The following is a 20889-nucleotide window of genomic DNA, read 5'->3' as shown; positions in this document are numbered from 1 at the left end:
GGGTAAAGTGCAGTTTATTTGCAGTGTGGATGCTCATACTACCATAGCATGCGAAAACATTCACTTTTATACGACTGTTCTTTATGAAGAAAGTTTAATCTCTATTCATGCCCGCGTCATGTCATATAAAACCTTTTTGCCTGGAACATTTGTACTTAGCATCCTCTTCGCATCGTGCCTTACTCAACAACCTATTCCTAAAACCGACCACACCCCTAACGACACCCTGCCCCCTCCATATGCCACCAAGGGCGTGGCTAATTTCAGTAAAGTGAAAGGTTGGAACGGCCGTAAACCAAAAGCACCGGAAGGCTTTACTGTTTCAAAATACGCAGACGGACTGGAGAACCCGAGATGGATGTATGTGCTGCCGAATGGTGATGTGCTGGTAGCCGAAAGTAATTCCAATTACGGGCTGCTCAAGAAAATTGGTGCCGTGCTCATAGGAGCACACAGATCAAAAAGCCTTAAACACAGTGCCGACCGGATCACATTGCTGCGTGATGCCAATGGTGATGGATCCCCGGAAAGCAGCTATATTTTTTTGAAAAACCTGAATCAGCCTTTCGGTATGCTGGTTCTGAATGGATGGTTTTATGTCGCCAATACTGACGGTGTATGGCGCTATCCTTATAAATCAGGTCAAACAGCCATAGAAGGTAAGGGTGAAAGGATAACCGTGCTTCCGGCGGGCAAGCATAACCAGCACTGGACAAGGAATATCATTGCTAACCGGGATGGGTCAAAGATCTACATAGCGGTTGGCTCGGGCAGCAATGTGGCTGAAGATGGCATAAAAGCCGAGTTTATGAAGGCCAATATACTTGAAATGAATCCTGACGGATCAGCATTGAAGGTTTATGCCGGAGGCCTGAGAAATCCCGTAGGTATGGACTGGGCGCCAGGGTCAGATGAGCTTTGGACCGTAGTCAATGAACGCGATATGCTTGGCGATGAGCTTGTTCCGGATTACCTCACGAGTGTAAAAGAAGGTGGTTTTTACGGCTGGCCTTATGTTTACTTTGGAAATCATGATGAGCCACGTGTAGCCGAAAAGCCGCCTGTTGCTGACCAAACCATTGTTCCTGATTATGCACTCCGGTCTCATACAGCCTCATTGGGATTGGCTTTTTACAATGGCAGCAGCTTCCCTGAGAAGTATCATGGTGGTGCTTTTATAGCGCAGCATGGCTCCTGGAACCGGTCCTCATTAGTTGGCTACTGTGTAAAGTTTGTACCTTTCAAGCATGGGAAACCCGCCGGAAAGGCCAAGGATTTCCTTTCAGGATTTATCGATGAACCTGATCAGGCAAAGGTGTATGGAAGGCCGGTAGGTGTGATTGAGATGCCTGATGGTTCCTTACTGGTAACGGACGACGTCACCAATACCATCTGGAAGGTCACCTATGACCAATAATCTGTTTAAAACAATCTGTAGTAACTGCTGTTTTTAAGGTGGTTGGCTTCAATAATAGTTCCCCAACGGGATAGATCCTGAACAAATATACAATGAGCACAAGATCAGGCAATTATTGGAAGCAAGCAGCCGTAGGCGTAAAGGGGCAGCTAAATCAGGACCATGTTTCCATAGTGGCGGCCGGCATCGCTTTTTATTTTTTTATGGCCATATTTCCAGCCATTGCAGCGGTTGTATCCATTTATGGCCTTATTATGGATCCTGCCGAAGTAGAACAGCAAATCTCTCAAATCTCCGGCGAATTACCGGAGCAGGCCAGTAGCCTGATCAGTGATATACTAAAGGGCATTTCTGCCGAACCTGACCATGCACTGGGCTGGAGTCTGGCTCTTGGTATTTTGCTTAGCCTATGGAGTGCAAACAAAGGTACTTCTGCTGTATTTGAAGGGGTTAATATTGCTTATAATGAAATTGATGAACGTGGTTTCCTTAAGAAATACGCCATTACCCTTCTCTTTACCCTGGCAGGGGTAATTACAGGTTTCCTGTGTATTGCTTTCGTTGTCGGTTTTCCTGCTATAGTGGACAGGATCAACCTGCCTTCAACTCTGAAAACCATTGTACAGTGGACCAGGTGGCCTTTACTGGCTGTGGTGGTCATGGGTGCCCTGTCTCTCATCTACAAAGTTGCTCCTGACAGGGTTGGCAATAGTAAATTCCAACGGACGATGCCAGGAGCTTTAATGGCTACCATATTCTGGCTTTTCGGATCACTTCTTTTCACTCTTTATATAGATAACTTCGGAAGTTATGATGAGACTTATGGAAGTTTTGCAGCCATAATAATTTTAATGCTCTGGTTTTATCTTACCGGGTTTATCATATTGCTTGGTGCTGAGTTCAATTCACAAATTGAACGCCAGGTTGCCAAAGGAACGGCCAGCCAAAAGCCCCATAAGGAGCATGACATCTGGTTTTCTTATGAGCAGGAAGAAAAAGAAGAACCTGTAAAGCGCCATGAATGAAAAAGCCCCGCAGGAATAATCCCGCGAGACTCTTTACTCAAACCTGCGAATCAATTTACTTTAAAATGTATGTTCATACAGTTCAATTTCTGACAGGTAAAAATCCGGACCGTTCTGGGTGTTCATTGGCACCACATATACCTTTAAGGTCTCTCCTGCCGGTAATTTTTTGACTGCCTCGGTTACGTCAAATACAAAGGTGTGGCTAAACTCCTGACCCTTTACCATGGCGCCCATGGCATGATGTCCGCCACCATGCTCCATAGGGTGCGTTGAGCCGAACACAGCCGTAACCCCATGTACATAGGCATCGTCCAGGTCGCATGCATTCCAGTCCATATCAGAAGGGATGGAGAATACTGCCAGTTGCTGGAACATGTTCCTGCCAAACTTCAGGCTTACTTCAATGGTATAGCGAGCCTCTCCTCCATTGGACTTCAATGCTTTGGCGTTATTGAGAGCCAAGGCATGGGGCTTTCCGACTTCGCCTAAAACCTCAGGGGTCTTCTTTACAATTTCATTAACCAATTGCGAGGCTTTCGGCTTTTGCTGGGCGCTGAGCATTTTCTTATTCACCGATGGAAGTTCTTCATACGTATAGTCTATGGCATGGGCTGCATCCAGCATCTCCTGCATGCTGTTGTAAGTGATCCAGGAGTTTGTTGGTGTATCCCAAAACTGGTAGATATGCTTGATAGAATCCCACTTGCCGGCATAGGTATTCATATCCTCAATGGTAATGGGGCCATAGGTGGCTTCCCATGCGGCAAACATACGGTCGACATTAGAGTGGTGAAGAAAGAAGATCGGGTCAAACCCTGCACTTGGGATCTGCCCCATCAGGCCAAAGCCGCTTTTGGTGCTTTGATAGATACGGTTATACAGATCATGGGCCAGGTCCACCGAGTCCACGGCACCACCAATATAATCGTGCATCACATTATGCAGGCGGTCTTCCAGGCCACGTGAAAACTCACTCACATCCGGTAATGAGAGAAAATCATTAACATCAAGCGCCTGTTCCATAGTTTTGATGCATAGGTTCTTTACCGATCCATCCGGTAAAGTAACCGCGATGCTATCACTGGAGTTATAGTCTATTGGCTGTCGGTCCATCAACGTAGGAGAACGGCCAATTTCATAAAGCGGGTTATCTACCAATTTTACGTTTTCAAAATCATACGATTTTACTGTAAACGGCTTAGGCATATTCCCCTGATCGGTATAATCCCAGTACGGCAGACTAAACTGGTTGGCGATGGAATCACCCAAACCAGGAAGCCCTTCTCCTCCTTTGGCTATATGATGTCTGATGTTACGCTCATAATAATAGATGTACAGCCTGTGCCACGTGAGGAAGTTGAGCTGCTGGTGCGTCGGGTACATGTGAGGACAAGAGTTCCAGGCTCTCAAAGGCGGAACAGAATCGTAGGGTGGGCATAGCTCTACCGTAGGTCCTTCAATTTCGTCTCTGGGTGGTACGGAATGCATACTCCCCTGGTAGTACCAGCTTGCAGGGTCAGTACAGTCCAGCTTTTTAATGATAGCCATACCATACGCATACAGGTCCAGTACTTTGTTGGCATCAGGGCTTGTGTCGGCATTCACACGTTCATACCTTACTTCCTCAACCACTTCGGTGGTAGTATCTGAGTTGTTTTCTGCCGGGCCACAACTGAACAGCACAGGGCAGGCACAAAGGGTAAATAGCAGTTTAAATTTCCAGGTTTTCAATTTTTGTTGGTTTTTAAAGTTGGTTATACATTAATTTAAAGCAGAAAGGCTGCCGATCCGCTGTCCCATCAAAACGGAAACAGAAGAAAAAGCTCCTTTTTGAAATAACAGGATATTCAGGGAGCCTCCATAAGCAAAATGCCCCAACTCATCTCCTTTTTTCACTTTCACCGGAGGGTTTCCCGGAGGCACCATAGTAGATGATTTATTGATCATGGACGGCTTGATGGCACTGATGGTATTGAGGCCTACCGGTACCACTCCTACATAACCGTATTTAGAGGTTTTGATGATGAAGTATGCCCTGTGGAAATCCTCAAAAATGCTGAAATCAGTAGTACTTTCACCGACATTGAAAATGTTGAACCAATCTTCACCATCCATAATGCCATTGTAAATCCCTGGTATTTCAACTGACTCCACTATTTCACCGGTAACAGGGGCATGGTACCTATGGTAATTGTTAGGCATGAGCACACACGAGATGGCATTGCCTCCTACAAACTCAGCGGCATACTTTGAACCCTTAAGCAATTCATTCATACTGATTTGCCTTGATTTTATATCCATCATGGTGTCCAATGTCAGCTCAGATTCAATGAAATTAATTTCGGAGTCGGCACTGGCAACTACCACAGAATCATCATCCGGTTTGGAAATTGGTCTGGGATTGGCAGATGGCTTCAATTCCCGGGTAAAGAATTGATTAAATGATTTAAAGCCTCCTTGCGGAACGATAAAATCATCGATGTGGGTAGAAGGATCTTTGATCCAGCTATCAATATATTTTAATGATTCTTCTGAATCCATAAACTCGCCACGTGCCTTGATAAACTTCACTGTCCAGTCAAAGATCTCTGTAGTATAAGGTTTGTCGGGGCTTTTCCTGCTCTTAAACTCATTGAGGAAGTAGAAAGCAGACTCATTGTTATAATAAAAATAAGTAAACGGCACAATTTTGCCGAGTCCACCGGCAGGCTGAGGCAAAAAGGCAAACCATGATTCAAAGTATTCTACAAAGTAATCGATGGTCTGTCCTTTCCAGGGGTTAGGTGCTCCTGTCCATAAAATGGGATGCACATTGGCAATGGCGTCGTTATAGGCTGCTTCCACTACTGGGTTGCTCACAATTTCGCGAAGCTCCCTGATCAGTGAAGCCAGCTTGTCATTCTCAAACTTTTTTACTTTTTCAATAGGTTCGGTTTCCATGGCTTTATTGTTTTGAAGTAATTATTTGTTCAAATTTTTCGACGTAATTCTTGATTTGTGAAGGATTGGCATTTTCCAGGGCTTCATCTACCGTAAGCAGTAGATCAGGCTGAGGTACAGGCTTACCGGCACCAAAGTCGAGCAGGAAGCTGAAATCCGTGCCTCCGATCTGGGCCTGGCCATGGCAACCCTGGCAACCACCCATGTTGTATGATTCGCCTTTGTACACTACATTTTGAAGGCTTGCATTAAATGGGTCGGCAAATGATCCGTGAAACACTGTTAACAGGCTGTCGGATTCGATCACATAGTTGGCCATAAAATAGTTGTCATCCTGCCCCTTATTGGTATAGTCAACCGGTATGCCCTGAACCCCTATCAGTTGATAGTATTGCCAGAGGGACTCAGGGTTTTGGGAGGTTATCAGGTTATGTGCCTCGGTGTTTACAGATTGCAGTGTGGCTGGAATATTTCTCGGAACTACTGGCTCAAGCTGATGAGGATCAACATTAGGGTCCGGCATATTGTTTACCAGCGGAGTATCCAGTCCTATGGTTTGCATGTCGGCATTTCGTACGTCTAGCTGCTCCCAGGAGGCAAAGATGAATGAAGGGTAATTTTGAGTCTTACGGATGATATGCATCCCTATAAGGCCCATGGTACCGGTATGTGCCGTAGGCAAACCATTTTCTTCAGTGTAGTAAACTACCGATTTGGTAATGAACCTTGACGGATCATCTTTCCCATTGAGCAGGAACCTCCAGGCGGTTTTAATTTCAATGGTTCCCTCCTCGGTATCACTGCCACAGGGCAAACATATTACATGACTGGCGGTATCGCTATTGCAGGTTGCTCCTTCCTGAGTCACCTTCTTAAGGTAGCTCAGACTGGGGTCCGTACCGTTATCTACCGCAATTTTGAGCAGGCTATCCGTTGGGAAGTTGTTTTTTACGTAAGTATATTCCACCAGGTTGGATTTAGCCATATACAGGACTTCGGTGGAGTCATAGGCAAAAACGTACGCAGAGCCTATCTCATTATCCTCATCAAGATTGACCCAGTAATCGCTGAGTGCTACATTGTTGGTGGTGGTGTCAACCGGATTAATGAAGGTATAGTAGGGCTTACCTGACGTCAGGCTACGGGTACGCTTTCCGTTGGCAGGCCGTAGCTCTGTTCTGTGAATGTACGTTTCCCAAACAGCTACACCGGGAGCAGGACCACTTCCGGCAAACTTCCAACTGGTATTGGGAGTAGCTCTTTTTTGGTCATTGGGCCAGGAAGAAGCCCAGTTTAATGCAAAGAATTCATTCCAGGCAAATTTGGCAAGTTCCTCTTCTGACGCATCCGCGGGAAGGTCGCCGGGAATTTGATAAGAAATATTCAGTGTAATTGAGTCTTCTGAATTTTCCAGAAGAGCTTCATCCTTCGTGGATGATTCTTTGTTGCCGCCACAGCTCATGAGCAATAGCAAAGCAAGAGCATAATAATGCATGTTGGTTTTCATGGGTAGTTAGTTTAGGTCATAAACACAGCGCTTTTTGAACCCCGGTTATGTGGCCCGAAAAGATGCATTTAGCAGGTTCTTCTACCCAATAAGCAATAATTATGGTATAGAGGCAATACCCAACCTTGGGTATATGGAAGTAGCTTCAGGCCAAGAAGGTCACGGTCAGGATGTTCCGAAGAAAGAAAAATTTAAGAAAATTTAAATAATTTTTCCTTTTGGTATTTAGACATATGAAATGGATTATAAATTACCTGCAATGGATAATTCTACCCAACAGACAACAGGTAACTTTTTCCTTGATGTATAAGGTGGTAAATCAAATCACTTCAGCAACCAATACATCAGAGTTCTGCTCAATGCTTTTGATCAACCCATCGAACTCGTTAAAAATATATTTCAGGGTGTCGGCAGTGTAAAGACCGGAAACATAGCTGCACTGGATCTTTATACCATTGTTATAGATCAACACGCCAAAATCCATATCGAAATAAGGATGACATACTGTATTATCCGGACCATTTAAATATATATCTTCCGTAATCGTAGTGTCCTCAACATTCATAACGTTGAGAAAAACCTTGCTTATCGCATGCAATGGTTTATCCAGATTATTGATGAGCGTTTCAACAGGATAAAGGCTGTGGTCATAAGCCTCAAGCAGGTTTTCATCTACAGCTTTCACAAAGTCTTTCACCGGGAGGTCTTTATCTGCTTTGTTGCGAAAAAAAATAGTGTTTGTCATCATCCCAATCATATCCTTTAGGTTTCCATTCTCTCGAAGCATTCGGTTGAGGGCTATTATGGTGTCTGTCTCCTTGGTTACTCTGCTTAAAAGCAAACTAAAAATAGCTACTAAGGTTACCGAAACAGAAGTATTTGTGGCTGATGCAAGCCTTTTCAAAGTATCCAGAATTTCGTGGCCTCTTGTATAGTCATACCTGTAGCCTTTTCTGAATTCAATAATTGCCAGTACTCCAAAAAAGTTTTCTTCCTCTTCCGGGGTCATTGTCCTGTACCCCTGCCCTTCTCTCAGTTCCTTTCTAAGCTTCTCTTTATAAGTCAACCCAAGGTTCGGTGATTTCGCATAACCCAGCTCTGTTTCAATATTTCGTATGGGTAATTCCCTGAGCTTATTAAACCAATAAAGCTGATGTGAGTTGGCATCATCTCTGGCAATCATTCTGCTCGTCCAATGCACATAATCTTTGAAATGGATTTCTACAGGAGCCATCGAGGGAGTACGTCCTGCAAGTAACTCGGAGTAGATATGCGCCAGCTCCTTCTCAATAATACCTATCGACCATTTATCGGAAATAGAATGGTGTATGGTAAATATCAATAAGTGTCGCTTATCTTCTACATGTACCAGGCGCAGGTCAAATAATGGTCCTTTTTCGAAGTCGAAAATGACTGGCTCACTTTTTAATTTTTTAACGTATTCTTCGACATTTTCCGAGTCTCTGGCATCCAGTTGTACCAATTCCCAATCCAACTCGTGAGGAGCCAGCACCTTTTGTTTAACCTTATTATTCACGAGAACAAGTACCGTCCTTAACACTTCATGACGCTCAACTAAAATAGAAAATGCCCTTTTCAAAGCAGGTATGTCAGCATCCTCAACCTCCAGTGTCCTTTCAATGTTGAAGGTATATTCATATTTTTCTTCAGGGTTCCTAAACAAAGTAGCCAAGAGTGATGCCTGCTGACTTATGGATGCATCATAGTAGTCCATTTTTTTAACCGGTTTCAAGGCATAGACATCTTCTGTTAACTGACGTATATATGAGATCAGGTTGTGCTTATTTTCCTTGACCTCCAGAAGAATATCAGTAGCATCGAGCTTATCTGGAATATTTAATTTAAGCCGGTCTTCAATGACACTAATAGAAATATTATTTTTTTTAAGTTTTAGGATCAGTTCTTCCATGGTTTTGGGGCGGTTGAGTTAAAATATGATCAGCATAGTTTCTGCCTATCGACAGTAACCAACTAGAGATCAAAGGGTTCTGCGATTTAGAATATTTTTATCTTTCCTAAAGTAGTAAATTACCCTGTTTTTGCTAAAAAATGAGCAACAACATTATGTTACCTTTTACAGTAAACAGCTAATAATGTGGGATCTTTATAGCATTCATCCATGGCCTAAGGGCGGCTCGATATTAACCCTTTGCAGAAGCATTATTTGAGTTATATTGATTCAAATCGATAAACAAAAAACTGCTGATTATTTTACAGGCGCGTCGCGTATCATTCATCTAACCCAGTTACTGCGGTATGCCGCCAATGTGCTCTGAATATCCGCTTTATACTCATATTCATTCAGGCATTGTCCGCAGATGATCCCCATCTTTGTGCTGAATAATTTGCTAAGAGGTTCCTCATCGGCATCCTCTCGTACCTCATAAACATCATGGAGCTTCAATTGCTCTTTTAAGGTATTAGTAACCACATAATTCATGTCGAGAAGCAGTTCATCACTGTCAAAATAAAGCACCTTGACCTCTGCAAGATTGTCATCATGCAATCGGTCACCTTTTAGCATCTTTTCACATATTTCCCGCTGGATGTTTATGGCAATACCTTGCTTACCATGTTTATTGCATATGATCAACCCCATTGTTTAACTATTATTAATCCCAGAAATTTCCATCATGATGTTAACCCACTTAAGCTTGTAATAAGCAAATCAAAATTAGATTTCAATAAGATTTGAAAAAAGCCTGTTTTTGGTGATTTTCATCTATCACTGTATTTAGTGATTAGCTATGGGAGCGAAAATTTTAAAATTACAACTTCAGTCAGGCAATTAAACTCTAAGTGAGCGCTTGTATATTACCATGATCACATAATTACTACAATTATTACCAATGAAATCAAAAAGAGAACATGCATTAAACCCGGAAGACCGGAGGTATGAGATTACCAGAAAATTTGGGAGGGAAAATACAGAGCTCGTAGAACAACTTCTGTCACAAGTAAAAGACCCAAAGGAAAATATATTGGGAGCCATCATATACCTCGCCAGGGATGGTAAAATTGATGATGTCAAAAACTATGTTCAGATGGCCAATGAGCAGGTTGAAGTCCTGCTCCGGTGTGCAACAGTCAAAGAAGAACGCTCCTACTAACCTGTTACGATTCCTAATGCATTAAAGCTGTTCAAGCGCATATGCATAATCCGCCTGAATATCCTCATGTAGTGAAGACAGGGCTTTTTTAATTTTTACCAATAGCCTGTCGTACATATTGCTGATCACGCTGCTGCGGTGTATGGCAATACCCGAATCTTTAATGGATCTGGCAAAATGAAGAAGCACTTCTACCTCCGTTTGCTTATTACCGGAGTACCTGATGTATTTATTGAGGTTGCGGTTGATTTTTTGAAGTCCTTTCTTGGCATAATATAGATGGCTTGTATTGATCTCCTCAATCATTTCGTCAATTTCGTATTTGATGGAAGAAATATAGCCCTCTTCATCATTTGCATCGAAAAGCAGGTAGGTAAGCAGCTCTTTATTGTCTTTTTTAAAACGACCGAGCCGGAGGCATATTTGCATGATCTCCTCAGGGTCGCGATGTTTCAGTTCTTTTTTTATCTCTGATAAAGTAGCAGCTTTCATTTGTTGTTTTTAGGTAAAAGGCACGACAGCCCTACAATGTTGATTTTCAAATTTTGATTTCATTCATAATTTCTGCAAATATTCGGTAAGAATTGATCCTATCTTCATGGTGAAATATATGCGATGATACAATGACTTCATCGATCCCGGTTTGTTTCAGAAATTCTACTGTTTTCTCCTTTACGGTATCTTTGCTTCCTCTGAAAGCATAGGTCAGCATGCGCTGGAATGCTGGGTTTTGCTGCAAGTCTCTCAACTCCGGTGTCATATCAATAGGCTCTTGCATATAATCCAGGTTATTGGTCAATACTCCCAGAAGCATTCTGATCATAGTGGTTGAGATCCTTTCGGCTTCCTTATCCGTATCAGCGGCAATCACATTGATACCTGCAATGGTGTAAGGCTCCTCGAGAAACTCGGAGGGCTGGAACTGGTTGTAATAGATATTTAGTGCTTCAAAAAGATGGGTAGGTGCGAAATGACTGGCAAAAGCGTACGGCAGGCCTTTCTTAGCAGCCAAATATGCGCTGTCAGTGCTTGACCCCAAAATGTAAAGTGGAACATTTACACCTTCAGCTACATTCACACGGACCCGCGCACCCCTGTTATCAGAAAAATACTGCTGTATCTGGCCTACTGCCTCCGGAAACTGGTAAACAGCCTGCATCCTGTCTGGCCGGATGGCCTGAGCTGTGGCCTGGTCGGTACCTGGCGCCCTTCCGAGGCCAAGATCAATACGATCCGGGTAAAGGCTTCCTAAGGTACCAAACTGTTCCGCTACAATAAGTGGTGTATGGTTGGGCAACATGACACCGCCGGAACCTACCCTGATTTTACTGGTACCCCCAGCGATATAACCTATCAGTACAGCGGTCGCAGAGCTGGCAATACTTATCATATTATGGTGTTCTGCCAGCCAAAAGCGGGTATATCCCATCTCTTCAGCCTTTTGGGCAAGATCAAGGCTTCTTTTAAAAGTTTCATTAATAGTAGTACCGTAAGCGACACTGGCAAGTTCAAGAATGGAGTAATTTATATTCTTCGACATATCAAAGTTATAACTCCGATCGTCAGGTTCATGTTTCGTTTTGAAAGAAGTATTTATGGTTCACAATTCAAAGTTGCTGTAAACTATAAACCAGGAACAGTGAACTGCAAACAGTATTTTTTTACATAATTCACTTATAAGGTTGTGACGTTTTTTAATATTGTCTATTATATAAGTTCAATTTACTTACTATACCTAAGGTTATACCACACTACACCATAGAATGAAATACATTTTATCAATTGCCTTACTACTTACCACAACTTTTATTGCGGTCGCTCAAAAGAAAAAGGATTTTTATGCTACTCACTGGCTGAAGGTTTATCGCCTAGAGTTGAAGGAATTACCCAAATCCGCTCTGGCCATTGTTGACTCTATTCATGACTATGCCATACAGCATAAAAATGATGAACAACATATTAAAGCCTTAATCTATCAGTTGAAGTTTGCCCTGACGCTGGAAGAAGATGCAGAGTTGAAGGTGGTCCAAAAGCTTGAAAAGGAGATCGCAAGAACAAAAGCTCCTGCCAAGGCTATACTCCACAACTATCTGGCTGAGGTTTACGATCAGTATTACAACCAGTACAGGTGGAAGCTCTTTCGTAGAACAGATGTTGATGAAAAAGTAGATTCGGTCGACTTCCGCACCTGGGATGCCCGTACCCTGCTGAAGGAGATGCACTGGCATTACAGGCAATCCCTGCAACCCTGGAATGAATTAAAAAAAGCAAGCCTGGCCAACTTCAAAGTATTAACTGAACAGTACAACCCTAAATATGACATCTACCGCCCTACCCTTTTAGACCTGCTGGTGCATGACGCCATTGACTTCTACAAGTCGGATTATTCCCTACTCGTTCCGGGCAAAGAATTTGAACCTGACAGCTCCTATTTCGATGCATTCGACAAAATCAACCTTTCAGATACTGCTACAACAGCGCAGCATGAGGTACTTAAACTTTACCTGAAGCTATTGAAGTATCATGCAGAAAGAAATGATACCCACGCTTTAGTCGCCCTTGACCTGGAACGGCTATCTTATATTTCAGGCACCTCTTCAACAGCCCCTTTTAAATACACTAACAGCCTGGAGCGACTTTTGGCCACCCATAAGGAACATCCCGCTTCCACGCTTATAGAGTTTGCCCTGGCTTCGCATTACAGGAATTGGGGTGATTTGAATAAGGCCCTGAAATATTGTGAAAGCGCAATCAGGCGCTTTCCGGATAGTGATGGGGCGCAAAAGGCACGCGAACTACAGGAGACGATTTTAGCCAAATCACTCAGCATCACTACGGAGGAATTTGTAGTACCAGACAAGCCTTTTAAAGCCCTTGTAAAATACACTAACGTGGATTCCCTGCATTTCAGGATTTTCAGGTTAAGTCAATCGCAGATCAGGATCTGGAACAATATCAGGTTTGATTCCGTGCGGGTGGATTTCATTAAAAACTTATCCCCGGTAGTGTCGTGGTCAGACAGCCTGATCAATCCCGGAGATTACCAGCACCACGGGACTGAGGTTATTTTTCCAGCCCTGGACAAAGGTAGCTACCTCATCTATAGCACAACAGAGAACAACAGTGGTTATGACCCTATTACAGCCTTTGGACTTATTCAGGTAACTGATATAGCTTTAATTACGGCCAACATCAATAACCGCCAAAGGTTTCAACTGGTAGACCGAAGTACAGGAAAACCTCTGGAAGGCGGAACTATACGTGTTATCAATGATCCATTGAGCCATTCCAATGTCAGCCTGGATGAAACATTGACCAGCAATGAGCGAGGTTTTGCTTTTATTCCCCTGACTGATAATTATATTCCTACCCTTATAACAGTTTTCATGGATGGGGATACTGTAAATTTTGGCAGACACCATATTAACAGAAGTTACAGGTCTTCTCAAAACAATGAAAATGAATATGTAACAGCCAGGGCATTCCTTTTCACAGACAGGAGTATCTACCGGCCGGGACAAACCATTTACTTCAAAGGCATTCTTATCAAGGAAGTCAATGATAAGTCTTCCATAGTTCCAGGAGAATTTGTCGAGGTTTATCTTGATGATGTCAACAGTGAAGAGGTAGGCTTTTTAAGATTGAAAACCAACGAGTTTGGTTCTTTTAGTGGTGAATTTAAAATTCCGTCTACCGGGCTGAACGGAGAGTACATGCTGTATGCAGAAGAGGACACAGAAGACACCAGCAAATTCTATGATGAAGAAATAGATAATTTTGCCTACAGTGAACTTTACATTTCTGTTGAAGAATATAAGCGGCCCACTTTCGAAGTTAACTTTAATGCCATAAAACAAACTTTCAGTGTAAATGATACCATAAGTGTTGATGGCAAAGCTAAATCCTTCAGCGGTGCCGGTATCAGTAATGCCAAAGTTAAATACGCCGTTGAGCGAGGTGTAGAGCTTCCTTATTGGTATAGATGGGGGTACAACTCCAGGTTCTACTCTCCTCCTGTTGAGATCGCCTCAGGTGAAGTCATTACTGATAGTGAAGGTAACTATGAAATAAAATTTAAAGCTATTCCTGATGAAAGCACGGATGTTTCTGACCTTCCTGTTTTTACCTATAAAATAACCGCGGATGTAATTGATATTAACGGGGAAACACGCTCATCAACCACCAACGTCAAAGTGGGGTACCACATGCTATCAGCTTCATTAAAGGTGAAAGACAACATTGATGTTAATGAGAAAACACCAAAGCTGGGCTATGAGATAACCAACCTTAATGGTGAAAAAGCAACTGCCAGTGGAATGATAAAAATATACAAGTTGCAGGCTCCTGCTGCACCACTTAAAAAACGGCCATGGTCATTGCCTGATCTGCCTAAAATTTCGGAAGAAGAATATGGGAAGTTATTTCCCCATGAGCCTTATAGTGAACCGGGAGACTGGAAATCGTGGCCTACAGGTGAAGTTTACATGAGTACTGAGTTTAATACCGCGGACTCTACCCGAAGCCTGCCTGTAAATATCAATGAGAGCTGGCCACTGGGCGCTTACCTTGCCGAACTTATCACCACCGATGAAAAAGGCAATGAGATTAAGGCCAAGGCATGGTTTAAGGTGTACAACTCCAAGGTGCCGAAAGTTAGTGATAACCAACTGATAGAAGTAAAAACGGACAAAGCAGTGTATAACGTCGGTGATCAGGTTAAGCTTACCGTCGGGACTGCTTCCAAAGACCTGACGCTCATAGTAGAAGTTGATAAAGACTACAAAATCAGTGAAACCCATATTATTCAGCTTTCTGATGAGTCGAAAGTGCTGACGATAGACGTAACCGGCAATGACGCCGAAGGCTTTGCAATCCATTACTATTTTGTAAACTACAACACCTTTGAAAGCGGTACCCGGCGCATCGCTGTGAGCATACCAACAAATAAACTGGAAATTGAAACCCTGACTTTCCGCGACAAACTACAGCCGGGAGCAGAAGAAACCTGGAGTTTTAAAGTTAAAGGCAAGAGAAAAGAACGGGCGGAAGTGGAATTTCTGACCTCGATGTACGATGCCTCGCTTGACCAGTTCAAACCTCATGGTTGGAATTTCGATCCTAATGCTAATTCCGGCGGGTACTATTATGCCTATAATCCCAATAATGCCCATTCGTCTTTCGGACAGGCTTACTTCAATATCAGAAACATTTCGCAAAATTATTATCAGGCCCCGGTAATCAGGCATAATCAGTTTAACTGGTTTGGCTTTCATCTTACCCGTTCTGCTTACTATAACAACCGGTACCTGAACAGCCTGAGGCTCTATAACCTGGAGGATCGCCCCTCGTTGGCAAAATTAAGCCAGGACAAAAACCTGCCTGCCGGCTATGTCTACGGCATGGTAACATCTATCGAAGAAGAAAGAGTGCTGGCCGGGGTAAACGTAATTGTCAAAGGAACCACCCGCGGTACTATAACTGACGAACATGGGAAATATAAGCTTGCTGTCAAAAAGGGAGATGTACTGGTATTCAGTTTTATAGGCCTTTCAACCCTTGAGGTTGACCCCAAAGGCAAAAACGTTATCGATGTAGAGATGTCTCCGGATGTTCGTCAGTTATCAGATGTGGTGGTTACTGCCATGGCATTGGAAAGGAAAAAACAGGCTCTGGGGTATGCCGTAGAGGAAATTGTTGAAGTTGCCGATGAAGAAGAGATTTCGGAAGAAATAGCTGTTGATCTGGCTGGACGTGCAGCCGGTGTGGAAGTAAGCGCTATGGAGGGAAGCAGGCAAATCAGAATTAGAGGCAATAGTAGCGTAGACAGTGGAGATATGCCTTTGTATGTTATAGATGGTGTTATTGTACAGCAAGCGGATCTTGGAGCAGGCGACGTAGCCTCCATGGAAATATTAAAGGGCGACGCTGCCACAGCACTGTATGGCTCCCAGGCTGCTAATGGTGTGGTTATTATTACTACCAAAGCAGGTCAAAAGAAGCTGGATGAAATGCTTGCACAAGTTAAGGCAAGAAGCGACTTGCGAGAGACGGCATTCTTTTTTCCACAGTTGAAAACGAACAAAAAAGGTGAAATATCCTTCAATTTTACCACTCCGGAAGCACTGACTCGCTGGAAACTTCAATTACTGGCCCACAACAAAGATTTAGTAGTGGGTTACAAATTTTTACAAACCGTTACACAAAAGGAGTTAATGGTGGTGCCCAATGCGCCACGATTCCTGCGAAAAGGAGATCAGTTGCAATTGACCGCTAAGGTGGTCAACCTTATGGACGCACCTCAACAAGTGCAGGTTGAGATACAGCTTACCGATCCGGTTACCGGTAACGACATTACTTCAGGGCTTCTCCACTTAAGCCCGGTACGCACGGCTTGTAATGTGACCGCCAAAGGCAGTAACATGGTAAGCTGGAACCTTAACATACAGGGCGGCCACGATGCCGTACAGTATAAAATAGTAGCCACAACAGGCACGTACAGTGACGGTGAGCAGAATATCATACCCATACTCTCTAACAGGCAGCTTGTGACTGAAACGCTGCCACTAACGGTGAAAGCCAATACAACCAAAGAACTTACCCTGGATAAGCTGGTCAATAACAGTTCAACGACTTTGGACCATCATCAGCTAACCTTTGAATTGACCACCAATCCTGTATGGTATGCTATTAAATCTTTGCCGTACCTGATGGAATTCCCATTCGAATGCTCCGAACAAACTTTCGCCCGCTATTATGCGAATTCACTCGCTGCAGACATCATCAATAGTAATCCGGCGATCAAAGAGGTCTTTGAAAAATGGAAATCATCAGGTGCTTTGGTTAGTAAGCTGGAAACCAACGCTGAATTGAAATCGATATTGATACAGGAAACTCCCTGGCTCCGGGATGCAAAAAGCGAGGCTGAACAGCAAAAGCGTATAGCCCTGCTTTTTGACCTTGACAAGGTTGCCGAAGAATCGAAGGATAATTACCAGAAACTGGCACAAATGCAACTGAGTAATGGTGGCTTCCCATGGTTTAGTGGAAACCCCTACCCTAACAGGTACATCACACAACACATTATAGCCGGCCTTGGGCACCTTAGTAAAATTGACGCAAATAAAGCTTTGCCTGATAATGATGATTTGCAGGAAAAGGGCGTCAGCTATATGGATAGTGAATTGATCAATGACTATAGAAGGCTGCTGGCTGATTCGGAAAAACGCGAAAAGGGCTACCTTGAGAAAAACAACATCAGTAATATTCAGGTACATTATCTCTATACCAGAAGCTTCTATGAATATGACCGTTCTGAAGCATTGGAACCTGCTTATCAGTACTACCTCGAACAATCCGCTAAATACTGGACTAATTTCGACCTCATGCCCAAAGCTATGATAGCCTTGGCCCAGCACCGTGCAGGGAACAAAGAAGTGACAGCCGAAATTTTAGCTTCACTACAAGAAACCAGCATACTCAGCGAGGAAAGAGGCAGGTATTGGAAAGCCAACGAGGGAGGGTATTACTGGAACAGGTCGGATATTGAAACCCAGGCTATGATCACGGAGGCCTTTTATGAGATTATGGACAATGAGAAAGAGCGACAAGAGGTGTACAATGAACTGACGCAATGGCTGCTTAAACATAAACAGGCGAACCGGTGGAAAACCACAAAGGCTACCTCTGAGGCCATTTATGCCCTGCTACTGGATAGATCTCCGGAGGTTAGCAATACCAATGATGTATCAGTAAAGGTGGGCTCCCTGCCGGTAGAAGCAGGTCAGGCAGAAGCCGGTAGCGGTTACTTCAAGAAGACCTGGCCAAAAGAAAGCATTTCACAGGAAATGGGCAAAGTAACACTAACAAACCAAGGCAATAAGATGGTTTGGGGAAGCTTATACTGGCAGTACTTTGAAGATATTGATAACATCACTGCATCTTCGACCAATGCCATAACTTTGAACAAAGATGTATTTTTGGTTACCAGAGATGCTCAGGGTGAAGTATTGACCGCAGTTACCGATTCACTCAGCCTGAAGCCTGGTGACCTGTTAAGGATAAGGATCATACTGAAAGCTGACCGGGATATGGAGTTTATGCATATGAAAGATCAGCGTGCATCAGGCCTTGAGCCGGTAAGCACACTGTCCGAATACAAATGGCAGGATGGTCTGGGGTACTACGAGTCCACCAAGGATGCGAGCACCAATTTCTTTTTTGATAAGTTACCTAAGGGCGTTTATGTTTTTGAATACGACCTGAGGGTGAACAATGCCGGTACTTTCACCAATGGCATCACGACTATTCAAAATATGTACGCTCCTGAATTTAAAAGCCACAGTGAGGCAGTGACGTTGAAGGTGGAGACAGGGAAATAGTAGCAGTTAGCAACTGAGCATAATATAGCAATAGGCACAAAAAAGGACATCCTGACCGGGTGTCCTTTTTGTATTTTCATACCGAAAATTGGCTAAAAATGGCTCTTAGATAGTCATAAGGGATTATTTTGAGAGAAAAATTAACTCAAGTAAACGCAAACTCGCCGCAATGACGCACATGATACAGCAATGATAATGACAAGCCAAAAAGCATGGTTGCTATAACCTGATGTGCAACGCCAAGAAACAGTGGTACGGCAAGTACCAGAGTGGAAATACCAACTATAACCTGAACCAAAGCCATGAGTACAAGGAAATTTGAATACTTTCTCACCCGTATGGAACAATACCCTGACCTTATTTTCAGCCATGTAGCAACAATGGCGATGAAAACGATCCAGGCAAACCAACGGTGAAGAAACTGCACAAAAGCCCCACTCTCCCAAACTCCGGTGCCTGATGAAGTAAAGGTATCCCAGGGTATAAGCTTGCCGTCCATTAAAGGGAATGTGTTGTAATAGTAGCCGGACTTAAGGCCCGCCACAAAAGCTCCGAGTATAACTTGAATAAATATGGCTACAAGACAAACTACGGCCCATGGAAACCTTAAACTTTCTATGGAAGCAAATCTCTTCGGGCTGGGGTACTTAATCTTTAAAATAAGCCATAGTATAGCTCCAATAAGTAAGAAAGCCAGACTGAGATGTGCGGCCAATCGATAATGGCTCACATGAGGGTTATCAACCAATCCGCTTTTGACCATAAACCACCCCATGCCGCCCTGAGCCATACCCAGAAGCAGGATAAAGATGAGGTTTCTGGTGTCTCGCCGGGAGAGTCTTTTTTTCCAGAGAAAATAAACGAAGGGGATAATAAATACCAGTCCGATAACTCTACCAATCAAACGATGCGAATATTCCCACCAGAATATGCTCTTGAATCCCGAAAGTGTGAGGTGATAATTGAGCTTCTGGTATTCAGGGAATTGTTTGTATGCATCAAATGCCTTTTCCCATTCTTCAGTACTTAGTGGTGGAATGGTACCAGAAATCACCTGCCATTCGACCATGGATAAGCCTGAGCCGGTGAGCCGGGTTATGCCACCAATTACAACCATAGCCACTACCAGGAAAAGTCCTGTATACAGCCAGTTTACAACAGCAGTTTGATAATGTGCGGTCATATAGCTCAATGTTTGATCGACCGCAATGATCGCTTATACCTGCAGACAAATTTATGACGAGGATCATATTTATGACTGCTTTTTAACGGGGAACGAGATCAAAGAAACGCTATGTTATCTCTCAGAGATATGCGAAACAGGGCTTAATAGGTGGCGCCAGCCGTACTTACCCGTTATGAGTAAACTACTCAGGAGAGCAGAAAAACAGGACGCCTGCCCTATCATCAATGATCACCAGACGTCCATTTCATCGCTAATTAAGATTTTAAGTCAATGACAAAGCGGTACTTCACATCGTTTCGCTCAAGCCTTTCCAAAGCCACATTGATTTCATCGGTTTGGATTAACTCAATATCTGCGGTAATATTATGTTCCTTACAAAAATCCAGCATTTCCTGGGTCTCAGCTATACCTCCGATATTGGAACCTGAAAAGCTCTTGCGGCCATTGACCACATTGAAAGCCCCGATTTCCAGGGGTTCATTGGGTAGCCCAACCAGTACCAGACTACCATCTACTTTCAGAGTATTCAGGTACATGTTTACATCATGCCTGGCTGAAACTGTATCCAGGATCATATCAAACCCTTTCTGAGTTTTCATTTGATCCGCGTCTTTGGACAGCACTGCTTCATCGGCGCCAAGTCTCTTTGCATCATCCATTTTATCAGGGCTGGTGGTGAAAACGACAACCTGGGATCCCATTGCCTTGGCTATTTTGATAGCCATATGCCCCAGGCCTCCGATACCGATGATGCCGATCTTCTTGCCAGGGCCTGCATGCCAGTGTCTGAGCGGAGAGTAAACAGTAATACCCGCACATAGCAAAGGAGCTGCCGCCGCCAGGTTTTCAAAGGCAGGCATCTTTAACACATAATCGGCATCTGCTACTATGTTTTTGGAGAAGCCTCCATAGGTCACACCACCGAGGTGCTTGTCCGGTGCATTAAATACCAGCGTCCATCCTTTCTCACAAAACATCTCTTCGCTATTATGGCAATGCTCACAATTTCTGCAACTGTCCACAATACAGCCAATTGCAGCCAGGTCACCTACTTTGAACCTGGCTACCTTGTCTCCTGTTTTGGTAATTTTTCCTACTATCTCATGCCCTGGAACTATAGGATAAGTTGTTCCACCCCAGTCATTTTTAATAGCATGCAGGTCCGAATGGCAAATTCCACAATATAAAATTTCAATTTCCACATCATTCTCTAAAAGAGCCCGGCGTTTAATCTCCATATCATGAAGTGGGGCTTTTGCAGAATCCGTTCCGTATGCTTTTGTTAGTGTTGTGTCCATTTTC

General features: G+C 43.5%; 14 protein-coding genes. 5 read left to right on the top strand and 9 right to left on the bottom strand.

Going from position 1 to position 20889, the window contains the following annotated elements:
- Positions 1–118 precede the first annotated feature (118 nt).
- Entirely contained in the window at positions 119–1417 is a 1299-nt protein-coding gene (locus E1163_RS27685) for a PQQ-dependent sugar dehydrogenase (RefSeq protein WP_155176572.1), read from the top strand.
- Positions 1418–1509: 92 nt separating this feature from the next.
- Positions 1510–2442 carry a YihY/virulence factor BrkB family protein gene (locus E1163_RS27680; RefSeq protein WP_155176570.1) on the top strand — a complete coding sequence of 311 codons (933 nt, stop codon included), beginning with the start codon at positions 1510–1512 and terminating at the stop codon, positions 2440–2442.
- 60 nt (positions 2443–2502) lie between these two features.
- On the opposite strand, the gene E1163_RS27675 is transcribed toward E1163_RS27680, so the two are convergent.
- From E1163_RS27675 to E1163_RS27665, 3 genes are read right to left on the bottom strand one after another with little or no spacing between them, the layout of a single operon-like run.
- Complete coding sequence (locus E1163_RS27675; RefSeq protein ID WP_155176568.1) at positions 2503–4176, bottom strand: tyrosinase family protein; 1674 nt, start codon at positions 4174–4176, stop codon at positions 2503–2505.
- Between the two features lie 30 nt (positions 4177–4206).
- On the bottom strand, positions 4207–5385 hold the full coding sequence (locus E1163_RS27670; RefSeq protein ID WP_155176566.1) for a phosphatidylserine decarboxylase: 1179 nt from the start codon (positions 5383–5385) through the stop codon (positions 4207–4209).
- Between the two features lie 4 nt (positions 5386–5389).
- Positions 5390–6892, bottom strand: coding sequence for a hypothetical protein (locus E1163_RS27665; RefSeq protein WP_155176564.1), 1503 nt, complete (start codon positions 6890–6892; stop codon positions 5390–5392).
- 34 nt (positions 6893–6926) lie between these two features.
- Between E1163_RS27665 and E1163_RS27660 the strand changes: the two genes are divergently transcribed.
- Positions 6927–7097: a hypothetical protein gene (locus E1163_RS27660; RefSeq protein WP_155176562.1), complete on the top strand. Its 171-nt coding sequence runs from the start codon at positions 6927–6929 to the stop codon at positions 7095–7097.
- Positions 7098–7211: 114 nt separating this feature from the next.
- On the opposite strand, the gene E1163_RS27655 is transcribed toward E1163_RS27660, so the two are convergent.
- Together E1163_RS27655 and E1163_RS27650 are read right to left on the bottom strand one after the other, a co-directional pair.
- A complete protein-coding gene (locus tag E1163_RS27655) occupies positions 7212–8822 on the bottom strand; it encodes a condensation domain-containing protein (protein WP_155176560.1) in 1611 nt (536 codons plus the stop codon).
- 324 nt (positions 8823–9146) lie between these two features.
- Positions 9147–9512 (bottom strand): hypothetical protein, encoded by a 366-nt coding sequence (locus E1163_RS27650; RefSeq protein ID WP_155176558.1) that lies wholly within the window; start codon positions 9510–9512, stop codon positions 9147–9149.
- A 250-nt stretch (positions 9513–9762) separates the two neighbouring features.
- On the opposite strand from E1163_RS27650, the gene E1163_RS27645 reads away from it, so the two are divergent.
- A complete protein-coding gene (locus E1163_RS27645) occupies positions 9763–10023 on the top strand; it encodes a hypothetical protein (RefSeq protein ID WP_155176556.1) in 261 nt (86 codons plus the stop codon).
- A gap of 21 nt (positions 10024–10044) precedes the next feature.
- Here the strand turns inward: E1163_RS27645 and E1163_RS27640 are convergent, their stop codons facing one another.
- Both E1163_RS27640 and E1163_RS27635 read right to left on the bottom strand, forming a co-directional pair.
- Positions 10045–10515, bottom strand: coding sequence for a hypothetical protein (locus tag E1163_RS27640; RefSeq protein ID WP_155176554.1), 471 nt, complete (start codon positions 10513–10515; stop codon positions 10045–10047).
- A 46-nt stretch (positions 10516–10561) separates the two neighbouring features.
- Entirely contained in the window at positions 10562–11563 is a 1002-nt protein-coding gene (locus tag E1163_RS27635; protein ID WP_155176551.1) for an LLM class flavin-dependent oxidoreductase, read from the bottom strand.
- A 223-nt stretch (positions 11564–11786) separates the two neighbouring features.
- Between E1163_RS27635 and E1163_RS27630 the strand changes: the two genes are divergently transcribed.
- Positions 11787–18401 carry an alpha-2-macroglobulin family protein gene (locus E1163_RS27630; RefSeq protein WP_155176549.1) on the top strand — a complete coding sequence of 2205 codons (6615 nt, stop codon included), beginning with the start codon at positions 11787–11789 and terminating at the stop codon, positions 18399–18401.
- Positions 18402–18546: 145 nt separating this feature from the next.
- On the opposite strand, the gene E1163_RS27625 is transcribed toward E1163_RS27630, so the two are convergent.
- Both E1163_RS27625 and E1163_RS27620 read right to left on the bottom strand, forming a co-directional pair.
- Complete coding sequence (locus E1163_RS27625; RefSeq protein WP_155176547.1) at positions 18547–19584, bottom strand: COX15/CtaA family protein; 1038 nt, start codon at positions 19582–19584, stop codon at positions 18547–18549.
- 257 nt (positions 19585–19841) lie between these two features.
- Complete coding sequence (locus tag E1163_RS27620; protein WP_155176545.1) at positions 19842–20885, bottom strand: NAD(P)-dependent alcohol dehydrogenase; 1044 nt, start codon at positions 20883–20885, stop codon at positions 19842–19844.
- Positions 20886–20889 lie beyond the last annotated feature (4 nt).

Source organism: Fulvivirga kasyanovii (assembly GCF_009711405.1).
Classification (GTDB): domain Bacteria; phylum Bacteroidota; class Bacteroidia; order Cytophagales; family Cyclobacteriaceae; genus Fulvivirga; species Fulvivirga kasyanovii.
This window is presented reverse-complemented; position numbering and strand designations above follow the sequence as displayed.